Annotated in this window: 12 protein-coding genes and 1 other RNA gene; 3 read left to right on the forward strand and 10 right to left on the reverse strand. The window is 27.0% G+C overall.

Features of this window, described 5'->3' with window-relative positions; translation table 11 throughout:
* Nucleotides 1–41 precede the first annotated feature (41 nt).
* Both EXC62_RS06020 and EXC62_RS06025 read right to left on the reverse strand, forming a co-directional pair.
* Nucleotides 42–1,352 carry a DEAD/DEAH box helicase gene (locus EXC62_RS06020; protein WP_035375913.1) on the reverse strand — a complete coding sequence of 437 codons (1,311 nt, stop codon included), beginning with the start codon at nt 1,350–1,352 and terminating at the stop codon, nt 42–44.
* A 108-nt stretch (nt 1,353–1,460) separates the two neighbouring features.
* Nucleotides 1,461–1,979, reverse strand: a complete 519-nt coding sequence (locus EXC62_RS06025; protein WP_026391100.1) for a histidine phosphatase family protein — start codon at nt 1,977–1,979, stop codon at nt 1,461–1,463.
* A gap of 193 nt (nt 1,980–2,172) precedes the next feature.
* Between EXC62_RS06025 and EXC62_RS06030 the strand changes: the two genes are divergently transcribed.
* On the forward strand, nt 2,173–3,039 hold the full coding sequence (locus EXC62_RS06030) for a hypothetical protein (RefSeq protein WP_026391101.1): 867 nt from the start codon (nt 2,173–2,175) through the stop codon (nt 3,037–3,039).
* Nucleotides 3,040–3,120: 81 nt separating this feature from the next.
* Here EXC62_RS06030 and EXC62_RS06035 read toward each other — a convergent pair whose 3' ends face one another.
* The 6 genes from EXC62_RS06035 to ssrA form a co-directional block, all read right to left on the reverse strand.
* A complete protein-coding gene (locus EXC62_RS06035) occupies nt 3,121–4,071 on the reverse strand; it encodes a DUF1295 domain-containing protein (protein ID WP_026391102.1) in 951 nt (316 codons plus the stop codon).
* 94 nt (nt 4,072–4,165) lie between these two features.
* Nucleotides 4,166–4,525, reverse strand: a complete 360-nt coding sequence (locus EXC62_RS06040) for a hypothetical protein (RefSeq protein ID WP_026391103.1) — start codon at nt 4,523–4,525, stop codon at nt 4,166–4,168.
* A gap of 36 nt (nt 4,526–4,561) precedes the next feature.
* Nucleotides 4,562–4,741 (reverse strand): hypothetical protein, encoded by a 180-nt coding sequence (locus EXC62_RS08860; protein WP_026391104.1) that lies wholly within the window; start codon nt 4,739–4,741, stop codon nt 4,562–4,564.
* A 475-nt stretch (nt 4,742–5,216) separates the two neighbouring features.
* The gene (locus EXC62_RS06045) at nt 5,217–5,465 is read right to left on the reverse strand and encodes a hypothetical protein (protein WP_026391105.1); all 249 of its coding nucleotides are present in this window, start codon (nt 5,463–5,465) and stop codon (nt 5,217–5,219) included.
* A 323-nt stretch (nt 5,466–5,788) separates the two neighbouring features.
* A complete protein-coding gene (locus EXC62_RS06050; protein WP_026391106.1) occupies nt 5,789–6,328 on the reverse strand; it encodes a hypothetical protein in 540 nt (179 codons plus the stop codon).
* Between the two features lie 294 nt (nt 6,329–6,622).
* Nucleotides 6,623–6,964, reverse strand: a transfer-messenger RNA (tmRNA) gene (gene ssrA / locus EXC62_RS06055).
* A 93-nt stretch (nt 6,965–7,057) separates the two neighbouring features.
* On the opposite strand from ssrA, the gene EXC62_RS06060 reads away from it, so the two are divergent.
* On the forward strand, nt 7,058–8,200 hold the full coding sequence (locus EXC62_RS06060; protein WP_162140316.1) for an AI-2E family transporter: 1,143 nt from the start codon (nt 7,058–7,060) through the stop codon (nt 8,198–8,200).
* 96 nt (nt 8,201–8,296) lie between these two features.
* Nucleotides 8,297–10,426 carry an LTA synthase family protein gene (locus EXC62_RS06065; RefSeq protein ID WP_026391108.1) on the forward strand — a complete coding sequence of 710 codons (2,130 nt, stop codon included), beginning with the start codon at nt 8,297–8,299 and terminating at the stop codon, nt 10,424–10,426.
* A 14-nt stretch (nt 10,427–10,440) separates the two neighbouring features.
* On the opposite strand, the gene EXC62_RS06070 is transcribed toward EXC62_RS06065, so the two are convergent.
* The gene (locus tag EXC62_RS06070) at nt 10,441–11,016 is read right to left on the reverse strand and encodes a uracil-DNA glycosylase family protein (protein ID WP_026391109.1); all 576 of its coding nucleotides are present in this window, start codon (nt 11,014–11,016) and stop codon (nt 10,441–10,443) included.
* Between the two features lie 55 nt (nt 11,017–11,071).
* The gene (adhE, locus tag EXC62_RS06075; RefSeq protein ID WP_026391110.1) at nt 11,072–13,657 is read right to left on the reverse strand and encodes a bifunctional acetaldehyde-CoA/alcohol dehydrogenase; all 2,586 of its coding nucleotides are present in this window, start codon (nt 13,655–13,657) and stop codon (nt 11,072–11,074) included.
* Between the last annotated feature and the right edge of the window lie 154 nt (nt 13,658–13,811).

A 13,811-nucleotide genomic window follows, 5' to 3' on the forward strand; every position in this document is an offset into this window, starting at 1 on the left:
ATAAAACCACCTTTTTGTTTTATTATATCATGAACAAAAGATTATTTATTTCCTTTTGGATAATACCTTCTTTTTTTATTTTTATCATTATTTGTTTTTGATTTATTTTGATTACTTCTTTTATTACCAAAATTATTATTGCTTCTAGTAGTATTCTTAGAGCTACTGTTTTTATTTGAATTACTTTTTGGAGTTACTTTTTGTGACTCAATATTTTTAATATGATCAGGATGGTCTGTAATAACAGTAATTTTTTGTTTAATATGCTTTTCAATTTCTTTCAATAACCCAAGTTCTGATGGATCACAAAATGAAATAGATTTTCCAAGTTCTCCTGCTCTACCAGTTCTTCCAATTCTATGGATGTAAGTTTCTGGTGTATCAGGTAAATCATAATTAAACACATATTGCAGTTTATCAATATCAATTCCTCTTGCTGCAATATCAGTAGCAACTAAAACTCTTGTTGTTCCTTTTTTAAAATTATCTAATGCTTTTTCTCTAGCGTTTTGTGACTTATTACCATGAATTGCTAAAGCGTTCATTCCACCATCAATTAAATCTTTAGCAATTGCATTAGCGCCACGCTTTGTTTTAGCAAATACTAAAACAGAAGTCATTTTATTATCGACAATTAAATCAAATAAAAGTTTTAATTTTTGTTTTTTAGGAACATAATATAATTCTTGTGTAATTACATCTAATGTTTTAGCAACCGGTGTAACTGCAACCCTAATTGGATTATTTAATATATCATTTGACAATTCTTCAATACTTTTTGGCATTGTTGCTGAAAAGAGCATTGTTTGTCTTTCTTTTGGTATATATTTAATAATACGATATACATCTTTAATAAATCCCATATCAAGCATTTGATCTGCTTCGTCTAAAACTAAGAACTTAACTTTTGATAAGTTAATAATTCTTTGATTAATTAAATCTAATAATCTTCCTGGAGTAGCAACTAAAATATCAGTTCCTTTAGCAAGATTATCTTCTTGTCTTTTTTGAGATACTCCACCATATATTACATTAGTTTTGATTTTTAAATATTTACTATAATTATTAAAATTATCAAATATTTGGTTAGCTAATTCTCTTGTTGGTGTTAAGATTAACCCTTTTATATCATGCTTTTTAGCATCAACATTTAAATTATTTATATGTTCAATCATTGGAATTGCAAAAGCAGCTGTTTTACCTGTTCCTGTTTGAGCGCTCGCAAGTAAATCCGCCCCTTCCAATAACTTAGGTATCGCTTGTTTCTGGATTGGTGTTGGATTAATATATCCACTTTCTTTAATTGCTTTTAATATTAATTCATTAATTTTTAAATCATTAAATTCGTTCATTAAATCTCTCATTTCTTTTTATCAAATTTTATAACAAAAAGAGTATACCATAAAAGATAATTTAAAACTAATTAAAAAGAAAAATACACCTAAATAGATGTATTTACGCTATAATTCGATCTCTCTAACTCCACAATGTTCAATCATGTCATCAATACTTGTCATACTTCCCATAACAATCCCATGACAAACGACAATAATCTTTTCAAAATGTTGATATTTATTTAAAACATTTAGAACTCTCTTTCTAATAATATCAATCGGTTCAAAACGATATTTACTATTATTAGTTAATATTCCTTTATTAGCATAAAACTCTTCTGAAGCTTTAAAAACATCATAATCAAATAAAAATTTTGTATCTGCAAACCATTCATGTAAATCCGTTTCAACTTCTAATGATATATTAAGATTTTTTGATAGAATTGCTGCTGTTTGTAATGCTCTAGTATATGGTGAAGAAATAATTAGATCCGCATCAAATAAACTTTCATCTTTTGATCTATCTTCTGCTTGCTTTACACCCTTATCAGTTAGTTTTGCTAATTCAAATCCTAACCCAATATTTCCCCATTTTCTAACTTCTTCATAGTTTGGTTCACCATGTCTAATCAATATGATCTTCATATAAACTCCTTTTTATTTTTATTATAAATCATTTAATCTGAATATTATATATAATACCGTTATTATAATAGTTTGATAGTGTCTATCAACACTTATATTTATACTTAAATTTTACTCAAATTTGCATTAGATGCATTTTTAGGATATAATCATTTTATAAGATACTAACAAAAATTAAATATTGGAGGTTGAAATGAAAAAAAGGATAATTTTAATATTATTATTTGTTTTAAGTTTCATATCAATAGGTCCTTTAGTTAAAGCAGATATGGGTCCTAAACCATCATTAAAACTAATGATTAATAGTTATAGTGATAAAAGACTTTATATTGAACTTTTAATTAAAGGGAATAATAGAGAATATGAATTTGATGTATTGGAAGAACGAAATGATAGTTTTGAATACTTAAAAGATTTCCTTGTTGATAAATCATATAATGGTTATGTTTCAGCAACCATTAATAATGGTGCACCATTTTGGTCTAAGTATTTGGAGAGCAAAGGTAACAGTCATTATTATAATTTCGGATATCGTATGCCTAGAACTTTTAAAGTAATGATCTACGACTTAGAATCTAATACAATGTTTATTACAAATGAAATAAGTGTTAGAGCTTTTGATTCATCAACAACAATCGATTTGTCTAATTTAAAAGTTGAAAAATCTGATAGTTTAGTAATCTATGATCAAAACATCACTATAAGAGAAGTTCATAATTATTGGAAAACTCTTTCTGGTCTTTTAGTAAGATTAGTACTTACAGTCATTATTGAAGTTTTCGTCTTATTCTTATTTAGCTACAAAAAGAAAGCATCATATGTACTTGTAATAATTACAAATTTAATTACTCAAATAATTTTAACATTTGGATTATTCATTGCAATATATTATAATGGTAGTTTTGCGTATATAGCTGCATTAATTATTGGTGAAATTCTAGTTCTTCTTTCAGAAATAGTCATTTATAGATTATATCTAAAAGAGCATGGAAAATATCGTTCGTTACTTTATGCAGTTGTTGCTAATATTTTAAGTTTAGTTTTTTCATTGTTAATTTAATAGTTATTTCAAATATGCTTATTCTAACAATAATAATATTTAAAAAGCTTAATCATCAATTAAGGTGATCAAGCTCTTTTTTTAGTCTTTATACTTTCTAAGTGGAACATACTTAGAAACTTTATTAATATAATTTTCGTATTCAGGATATTTTTTCAAAGTAATACTTTCAGAAAACTTTGAACTACCTATAAATAGTAAGATTAATAACATAGAACCAACTAAAGTCCAGTTGAATAAGAAATGCGTTGTTACTCCTGCACTAATTGTAAATAGGTATAAAACAACCCAGATTGATTGTTCTGAAAAATAGTTTGGATGTCTTGAACGTCCCCATAAACCTTGTGTATTAAATCCTTTATTATAAGGACTTGGTAACTTGCTTAAGTCTTTTTCTTTCTTTAGTAATTCATACTTCTTAGTTTGAAATGCCATTTGTTGCCTATCAGCAACAGACTCTAATACAATAAAACCAAACAAAAGAACTGCAACTAAAATATCAAATACGTTAAGTGCAACTGTAGACTCCATAACAGCAAGTAATGGTAATGTAATTGCTAGGATTAATGCGTTTTGGTATAAAGATATAAAGAAGAAATTAAATAATCCCCATTTCCATCTTTTATTTAACTTAGGATTATTCTTTAATACAACCCATCGATAATCTTCTTCACCTGACCAAAATTTAATTGAATATGCACCTTTTTTAGCAAAATTATATGTAAGTCTAATACCCCAAAGAGTAATAAGAACTGCCATAATAACTATTCTTAGATCCATACCACCTTTTATAGCCATAACCCATGCATATGCTATAGGCAAAATTGACCATAATTTATCCACCTGAGAATTATTCATTGTTAGTTCACCAACTATGAAGCAAAATAATACACTGAATGCACAGATAGCAGCCAATATCAATAATGTCTCTAATTGAAGTTTACTAAATTCAAATCCACCTAAGACAAAACCTAATACCGCTAAAGAAAGGGTGATGATTACAGTTATCATCGTTATTAAATTTTTTTTCATACTTCCTCCTCTATTACTAGTTATTGTTAATTAACAACTTCATTTTTAATGCATTGTAATTATTAATTATTCTATCATAAACTAATTACTTAATCTAGTAATTTTGTTTTTTTAGAATTTTAAAAAAAAACTCACCATTATATTTCAAGTCATTCAAGTCTACAATGTAAAACTTAATCCCATAAAACGGCGCAAATATGAACCCTAAAAATCTCCTAATTCCAACTTCATATCCCAAACTCACACTATATTTTATTTTAGAATTTTTTATTTTGAAAAAATAATAAGTTAACATTTGTGGAATTGAACAAATCCAAATAGATATAAAGATAAATGAAGTAATTTTTTCTATATTCCAATCCATAGAATTGTCAGTGCAATATAAAACTATATCTATAGCAAATAACATTATTGATAAAATAGTAACTATTAATTTTATTTTTAAATTTTTCATTTTTACTCACCACTTATTTAACCATTCATTTGTTTTTTAGTTAGTCGTAGATGCATCATTTACTTCTTTGTTTTGGATAATCCATTTGATTCTTGGATGACTCATTAATTTGTCAGCAGTCTCTTTTTCAAAAAGCAATTCTAAATGAAAAATACTATTTTGTGCCAACTCCAGAAATTGATATTCTTTGTCTGTTAATATCATCATTTCATTCAAGAAATCATTCACAATTGCTGATGATGATACAACATTAAACTTATCATTTTTTGTTTAAAACAGGTATCAATGTTTTTTTAATCATATTAAAACTCATTTTTGAAAGGTTGCTTTTTAAATTCTCAAGGCTTTTAGTAAATGATTGATTGTGATTAGATAGAGCATAATAAAAAGTATAATTTCATTTCCTTAAAGGTATATATATATATATATACTCTATCATTAGTTTTTTTATACTTTGTTAAACAATAGCGACCGTGACTGTCACTATTTTTATCATCATTAATTATTCATATGATCATATGATGTTTTAAGTGTTTTTTTTGATTAAAGTATTATTTTATAATTGAAGTATAAGGGCTATTAAGTTTTTTTCTAAATTCACTCGATATATTGTTTTTCCCAATTGTCATTGTACTACCAATCATATATATTTTTCATAATCAATTTCTTTTATAATAATCTTCCATATGTTTTACTTAAGAAGTGACAATCTATATTCATTAACAATTTCAACTAGAATATCAAGTGTAACTTCATCGTATCTTTCAAGTATTTTTTGTAAATCAATGTCGCTTTGACATGTATAAAGAATCATATCAGCGACATCTGCATCTACTATTTCTTTTGTTAAATCGTATTCATAGGAGAACTTTAGTGTATTGTTATCAATACTTGTTTTTCGTTTATAAGTATAGTTTGAATCTGTTGTTTTATCAATCATATTTTCACCTTTTCTTAGTTACTGGTTTTTTCCACTATTTATCTATCTATTAGCCTAAAAAGTACGACATTTTTCTATTTGAAAAATCATAAACAGTGATTATTATAAATGTAAAGATAAGAATGGACAAAAGGAGGTGCGGACAAAAAGTTGGACTTATAAGTCATTTAATCTAATTAGCATTATAATCCTTTATTTTTCTAATTTAATCTTATTTTCTTCTTTTTTTATAAATGGCTTAGCTCTACCACCAAGTGTTAACATCAATTTGTCTGACTTAACAATAGTTTTAAGTATTTTTCCTTCTCTTTCATAGTAAACCCTTATTTCATCAATTCGAAATTCATAACATCCAAAATCTTTTGTTGTAGATGTAAATCATTAATAATCCTTAATTTACTCTTATAGAAAAACAATATTACATCTTTATTAGTTAGAAAATCATTTGAACTATTATAACATTTTGTAATTATATAATTACTTGATACTTTATAAAACTTCATTAATGATTTATTACACTCTTGAATCGTTTTTCTTGGAATATTACCAAGTGATTGATATGAGTAGTTATTTTCTAACTTTAAATATATAAAGATAACGAATACTCCGGGTACAATAAAGGTAATAAGTAATGTTACAACAGCTGTAAAGAACTTACCAATTGCTCGTCCAATTTTTTCACTGAAAATAGCCATAACGATCAACAAAATAAAAACAACAACAACAAAAAGAACAGATAAAAGATTTCTAAATAATATATATGCTTTATACTTTTTCCTTTTTTCTTCATCTAGCAGCATAATTCTTTTTCTTAGTAACTTCTTATTTATTCTTTTTTGAAATGGATATTTGAATTTTCTCATTAAATCCTCCTATGTTAATTTTGAAACTATAATCGAATATTTATTATATTATATCAATTACTACGCATTTTTAACATAACACACGGTATTAATACTACTATAAAAATATTTAAATGTAGTTTTACTTATATAGTTATACCAAAAACACAGTAAATTGCTAATAACTCTTTTTTTCAGTTTATATACAAATAAAAAACACCTCATAAATAGGTGTAATTTATAATTTTAAGCACTTTTTAAGCACTCTTAAAATTTTTGTTGAATTTATGGCTTAACAAAGCCCTTAATTTTATATGGTGGAGATGAGGGGAGTCGAACCCCTGTGCAAGACACTTTCAAATATACTTTCTACATGTTTAGTTCATTTATAATTTCATATCATTAACTAAATAAACAAAAGTTAATAATACTATCCTTTTTAGTTTCGTCTAATATAAAGGAGTTTATTAGATATAACTTACTTCTTTGGGCGCCAATAAACCGTAAGTGAGCTTATTTTTGCCAGCTGAACCTTATCTTAGGCAGCTAATTGTAAATTTTGGTTTCCGGTTATTAATTAACCTCGGCTTTTTTACTTGAGCAACCAAGACATGCTTATACATCATACGATGCCCTGACGAATCCATTAACATCCCCGCATTAATATAATACTATATTTTTACTTTATAGTAAAGAATTAATAATATATTATGATATAATTTCAGTATACAAAAGAAAATAGGTGATAAAGTGAAAAAGTTTTTAGGAATTATGCTTTGTATTATTTCAGTTTTAGCTTTTCTATATTTATTTCATCTTTTAAATGCTACATTTCCAAACAATATTATTAGTCGTATTTTAAAAGGATTTAGCCTTGTTATAACTCCAGTTCTTTTTGCTTTAGTTTTAATGTATCTAGTGAATCCACTAGCAAGAAAGCTAATGCGACAAAAAGGTATAAGTAAAAAAGGTGCTATTATCATAACAATGACAATCTTATTTGCAGTAATTGCTGCATTAGTCTTCTTTATCGTTAGTTTCTTAATTGATAAGGGAGTAGATCTTTATAATCAAATAACTAGTGAATCGTTTATACATTCTGTCCAAACTTGGTTTAGCAATAATAATCTATATAAGGTTTATGAATGGATTGAAGAGCTTATAACTAGTTTAGATATTAAAGATTTTATTGGTAATACAAACTCAATTATAACAACAGTTCTACAAACAATCTCAGTAATAATTCTTGTTCCTATTTTCTTATGGCACTTCTTAAATGCTCAAGAAGTCGTTGTTGATAAAATTAATGAAAACATTCCAACTAAGTGGCAAAAAAATATTATTCCAATTATTGAAGATTCAAACCAAGTTATTGTTTCATATTTTAAAAGTAAAATGATTTCAATTGTTATGTTATTTTCAATATTTGTTTTTGTTTACGCTCTTCTAGGTTTACCGATTGGATATGTAATTCTCTTTGCATTCTTAATTGCCATCTTAGATTTAGTTCCTTATATTGGTCCAGCAATTGGAATGATAATCCCAATTATCTATGTTTTCTCTGTTAATGGAACAAACCTCTTATATAATCCCAATTGGCATGTTAATGGTTTAATAGCTAATATTATTCTCTTTTCACTTAATGCATCAATTCAATTTTTACAAGATAATATTATAATGCCAAAACTTGCTGGAAAAGAAATGAATATTAATTCAGCAATGATCTTAGTATTTATGTTATTCTTTGGTTATATTTTAGGAGTTTGGGGAATTATTCTTTCAATTCCGCTTGGAGGAATTATTTTAGTTGTTTGGAAACATTTAAAAGAAAGTGAATTCTTCTCATCTAAAAAGAAAACACGAACAAAAAAACAAGTTACACTAGATAAGTGAAAATAATCACTTATCTTTTTTTATATGTAATAGTCCCAAAAAATGTTTAACTATCTTTGTTATTTAGTGTATAATGTTTAATAAGGAAGTGGTCATATGACACCATTACAAATAATAACTTTAATCTTTACCTCATTCATTTTATTTAATACAATAAATACTTACTTTTTAACTTATAAAAAACTAAATCGTTATATTGCTCCATTCAAGCATACTTTTATTGGTGAGTTAAATGCTTTATTTGGAAATGTTGGTACATTACTTTTATTTTTAACAATTGGAATATTTATATTTAAAGATATGTATTCAATTACTATCTACCTTCTTATTCTATCGATTGTTCTTAATATATTCTTTTTTGCTATTAGTGTTTTTAGCTTATATTATGGAAATGTATTTTCTAAATCAGGTTTTGATATTTTTAAAAATCCAAGTGCTGGAATATCAAAGGGCTTATTCGGTGAAATAATTGGTGAATTATTTAAATATTACCGAGTACTTCTTTTTATACCAACAATCAGTATGTCATTAGTTCTCGTTTTCATTGAAAGTAATGATTTAAAAAATATTGTTATTAACTTTGACTTTAGAACTTATTCTTTATATGTAACAATAACTCTTATTCTTTTAATAGTTTCATATATTTTATACCGGAAAATGTTCATTAAAGAACTTCCAATTAAAAGTGCACAAACTACTTATGCTATTCAAAATTATGGAGTATACCCATATTATATTATTCATTTGATATCACCAAATTTTGAACCAAATATCGAAAAACTTCTTAATATTCATAATCAAGACGAACTATTTTTAAAGATTTCTAAATATAATAAAAATCAAAAAACTTATACAAACCAATTAGATAACAGCATACATAGTAATAGATTAACAAAAAATGACTTAGCAGAATCAATTACAATTAATGACTCACTAATTAAAAATAGTGATTTACATGGCATTTTAAAAGGTAAAAATTTAGTTCTTATTCAAATGGAGTCGATGAATTCATTTTTATTAGATTTAAAAAATGATGAGGAAAACTTTCCATTTTTAAAAGAGCTTTTAAAAGAATCATTAGTCTTTGATAACTTCTACACTAGCGTTGGTATTGGTGTATCAAGTGATGCAGAAGTTACAACTTTAACAGGATTATATCCTAGCGGTAGTGATAATTATTATTGGAAATCATTTAATCGTGTAACAAACAAATATAAATCATTTGTCCCTCTTACTACCTTACCTAAATATTTTAACCAAAAGAATTATAAGACACTCGCTATTCATGGTGATCAAGCAATTTTTTATAACCGTAATCATGCTTATAAGAACTTAATCGATTTTAATGATTTTTATAGTTTAGAATCATTTGATAATCTAACTCCACACGGAAAAATCGGAACTGCACACTTATATAAATTTGAATATTTACCTAATAAATTTCATGTTAGTCCTTGGGCAAGTGATTACCAATTATTCGAAAAAACTAATGAGTTAATGAAAAATGAAAAAAATAATTACATGTACTTTCCAATAACAATGATGCCTCATACACCATTTGAATATCATCCAAATGAAGAACTAATTGATCAAGATACTACACTTAATCCTCTAACAAATAAATATTTAAGTTTTGCAAGCTATTATGATAATATTATCAAAAGATTGTTTATAGATAGAAATGGTAATAATGTAACAGATTCAAATAACGTTTACTTATTCTATGGTGATCATGGAAGTGGTCTTAGAAATAACGATTTATACAAACTATTCAATAAAGATATTAAAAAAGATCCCCTTTTTGAACGTGATTTATTACAAAAAGTTATGTGCTTTTTATATGTTCCAAGTAATGATATTGATCATGCTACAAACATCAAAAATGGTTTAATTACTGGTAACCAACCACTAGTAAGAGGTCAAATGGATATTTATAGATCTGTAATTGAATTATTTGATTTAGATTGTAAAAATGACTTATATTTTGGAACACATCTTTTCAGTACTGAAAAAACTTTTGTTCTAGATAATAAAATGCTTGATGTTGCAACAGATGATGCTTTCTTCTCACTTAGAGACCCTAAGTATACAAGACCAACAAAATATCAAGTACCAATAAAAACTTTAAAAGTAATTAAAGAAACAAAACTAATTAATGATCTACTATTTCAAAAAGAAAGTCTACAAGAGAAAATTAATATCGAATTAAACAAAAAGAAAGACTAAAACCTTTCTTTTTATTATATTATTATTTTAACAATCTCTTGTAACTCCTTTATTACATCACCAAACCACTTATTATTATTAAACCATCTAAAGTTTAATGGGGATGGATGAACTAAAGGAAAATACTTTGGCAAATATGCTCTATATGCTCTGACTGTTTCAGTTAAGTTTTCTCTAAATGTATCTCCAAGATAATATTTACAGGCATATGTTCCAATTAAAATTGTAAGTTTAATATTAGGCATTTCATCAATAATTGATTTATGCCATTTTTCTGCAAACTCAATTCGAGGAGGTAAATCACCTGTCTTAGCTTTTCCAGGATAGTAAAAATCCAATGGAAGAACAGCTATTTCTCCTGAATTGTAAAAATAATCATATGTTATTCCTAGCCATTCTCTTAACTTATCACCACTCTTATCCATAAAAACAAAACCTTTTTCTTGCGTTTTAAGACCTGGAGCTTGCCCAATAATTAAAATTTTCGCATTTTTATTTGCCATAAATATTGGTTGATATCCTTGTTTTTTGAACTGTAAATTTTCCGAGTCATTAATGATTTTATTTTTTATTATTTCAATATTATCCATTATATACCTCCAAAAAAAAGCCACTGTTTAACAGTGACTTAATTATAATATATTTTTAAATTTTATTTCCGTAATACGCAGCAATTAAGATTTTTTCCATTTCACTTACAAGTGGTAATCTTGGATTTGCAGGACTACATTGATCTTCATAGGCTAAGAATGCTAATTTTTCTGTATTTGCTAAGTATTCTTCTTCTGAAACATTTTGATCTTTGAAATTCATCTTAATTCCAAGTGATTTTCCAAGTTCATAACAAGCATCTGCAAACATTGCAACACCTTCTTCAACAGTTTTAGGTTTTAGTCCGATTGCAAGTGCTAAATCATAGTACTTTTCATCTGCATGATAGTAATTATATTTTGGCCATGTTGCAAGTTTTCCTTGTTTAACGCCATTATATCTAATTACATATGGTAATAAAATTGCATTTATTCTACCATGAGGTACATGGAATAATCCACCAACTTTATGTGCCATAGAATGTGAAATACCTAAGAATGCATTACCAAATGCCATACCTGCCATTGTTGAGGCATTATGCATTTTTTCTCTTGCGTGGAAATTACTTCCATTATCAACACATTCTTTTAAATATTCAAATACAATCTTAATCGCTCCAAGTGCAAGCGCATCTGTATAATCATTTGCAAGTGTTGATACGTATGCTTCAACTGCATGAGTTAAGACATCCATTCCTGTATCTGCTGTAACACTTTTTGGCTGTGTTAAAGTTAATGCTGGGTCAACAATTGCAACCGTAGGTGTTAATGAATAGTCAGCAAGAGGGTATTTTTTATTATCTTTTTTATCAGTAATAACTGCAAATGGTGTTACTTCACTACCTGTTCCTGAAGTTGTAGGTATACAAACAAGTTTAGTCTTCTTTCCAAGTTCAGGATATCTAAATGCACGTTTTCTAATATCCATAAATTTTTGTTTCAAGTCATTAAAATCTACCTCTGGATGTTCATAGAATAACCACATAGCTTTTGCAGCATCCATTGGTGAACCACCACCGATTGCGATTATTGTATCTGGTTCAAAAGAACGCATTAACTCATAACCTTTTCTAACTGTTTCAATTGATGGATCTGGTTCTACATCACAGAATAATTGTACACTAACTTTATTTCTTCTAAGTGCTAATTGATCTGTAACTTTTTGAACATATCCTAAATCAACCATCATTCTATCTGTAACTATGATTACTTTTTCAACATCATGCATTTGACGAAGATATTCGATTGCATCTTTTTCAAAATAAATTTTAGAAGGAACTTTGAACCATTGCATATTATTTTTTCTTCTCCCAATTTTTTTAATGTTTAGTAAATTAACTGCACTAACATTATCTCCAACAGAGTTTTTTCCATAAGAACCACATCCTAAAGTTAATGAAGGTATAAAACGATTATAAACATTACCAATACCTCCAAAAGTTGCTGGTGAGTTCCAAATAATACGGATTGCTTTTAATCTTAGTCCAAATTCTTCAGCAATTTTTTCAGATTCAGTATGAATAACTGCACTATGTCCTAATCCATTAAATTCAACCATTTTTTCTGCTAAATCAATTCCATCTTTAGTATCTTTAGCTTTTAAGAATGCTAAAACTGGTGATAATTTTTCTCTTGTAAGTGGTTGTTTTTCAGAAACTTCACTACATTCAGCACCTAAAATTACTGTTGATTCAGGAACTTTAACTCCTGCATCTGCTGCAATGCTAACTGCATTATGACCAACAATTTTGGCATTTAATGTTTTTCCATCTGGAAATAATAAGTTTTCGATTTTCACTTTTTCTTCTTTATTTAAGAAATATACACCAAATTGTTTAAATCGATTTACCGCTTCAGTATAGATTTCTTTATCAATGATACATGCTTGTTCTGATGCACAAATCATTCCATTATCAAATGATTTTGATAAAACAATATCGTTTACTGCTTGTTTTAGATTAGCAGTTTTTTCAATATATACTGGTACATTTCCTGCCCCTACACCAAGTGCTGGTTTACCACAAGAATAAGCAGCCTTAACCATTGCATTTCCACCAGTTGCAAGAATAGTTGCAACATCTTCATGTTTCATTAAATTATTAGTATTTTCCATTGAAGGATTTTCAATCCATTGCACACAATATTTTGGTGCACCTGCAGCAACAGCAGCATCATAAACAACTTTTGCAGCTGCTTTAGAACATTGTTGAGCATTAGGATGAAATGCAAAAATAATTGGATTTCTAGTTTTTAAAGCAATCAAGCTTTTAAAGATTGCTGTAGATGTTGGATTAGTTACTGGTGTAATACCACAAATAACCCCAACTGGCTCTGCTACTTCTTTAATTCCTGTTACTTCATTATTACTAATCACACCAACAGTTTTTAAATGTCTAATGTGATTAACAACATATTCTACAGAAAATAAGTTTTTAGTTGCCTTATCTTCAAATACACCTCTTTTTGTTTCATCTACTGCAAGTTTCGCTAAAACTCCATGTGCATCAAGTGCAGCAACTGAAACTTTTGCAATAATAAAATCTACTTGTTCTTGACTTAATTTTAAAAATTCGTCAAGAGCTAATTTAGCTTGATCAACTAATTGATCTACTTCATTTTTAACTAAAGTATCTTCTTTCATATTAAATTTTCCTTTCGATTTGTATTGTTGTTTCTATGCATATATAATACAAAAAAATCAAAGGAATTGCACCTACTTTTAGAAAGTAAACGTTTTCTTAAAGCGAGAAAACGTTTTTCAAAAAAATGAAAGGGATTACAAAAAATAAAAAGAT

The organism is Haploplasma axanthum (assembly GCF_900660745.1).
Lineage (GTDB): Bacteria > Bacillota_I > Bacilli_A > Acholeplasmatales > Acholeplasmataceae > Haploplasma > Haploplasma axanthum.

Coding starts and splice junctions, on each gene's coding strand:
- EXC62_RS06020 (WP_035375913.1), bottom strand. CDS start 1,352: ATGAACGAATTTAATGATTTAAAAATTAATGAATTAATATTAAAAGCA.
- EXC62_RS06025 (WP_026391100.1), bottom strand. CDS start 1,979: ATGAAGATCATATTGATTAGACATGGTGAACCAAACTATGAAGAAGTT.
- EXC62_RS06030 (WP_026391101.1), top strand. CDS start 2,173: ATGAAAAAAAGGATAATTTTAATATTATTATTTGTTTTAAGTTTCATA.
- EXC62_RS06035 (WP_026391102.1), bottom strand. CDS start 4,071: ATGAAAAAAAATTTAATAACGATGATAACTGTAATCATCACCCTTTCT.
- EXC62_RS06040 (WP_026391103.1), bottom strand. CDS start 4,525: ATGAAAAATTTAAAAATAAAATTAATAGTTACTATTTTATCAATAATG.
- EXC62_RS06045 (WP_026391105.1), bottom strand. CDS start 5,465: ATGATTGATAAAACAACAGATTCAAACTATACTTATAAACGAAAAACA.
- EXC62_RS06050 (WP_026391106.1), bottom strand. CDS start 6,328: ATGAGAAAATTCAAATATCCATTTCAAAAAAGAATAAATAAGAAGTTA.
- EXC62_RS06065 (WP_026391108.1), top strand. CDS start 8,297: ATGACACCATTACAAATAATAACTTTAATCTTTACCTCATTCATTTTA.
- EXC62_RS06070 (WP_026391109.1), bottom strand. CDS start 11,016: ATGGATAATATTGAAATAATAAAAAATAAAATCATTAATGACTCGGAA.
- adhE (WP_026391110.1), bottom strand. CDS start 13,657: ATGAAAGAAGATACTTTAGTTAAAAATGAAGTAGATCAATTAGTTGAT.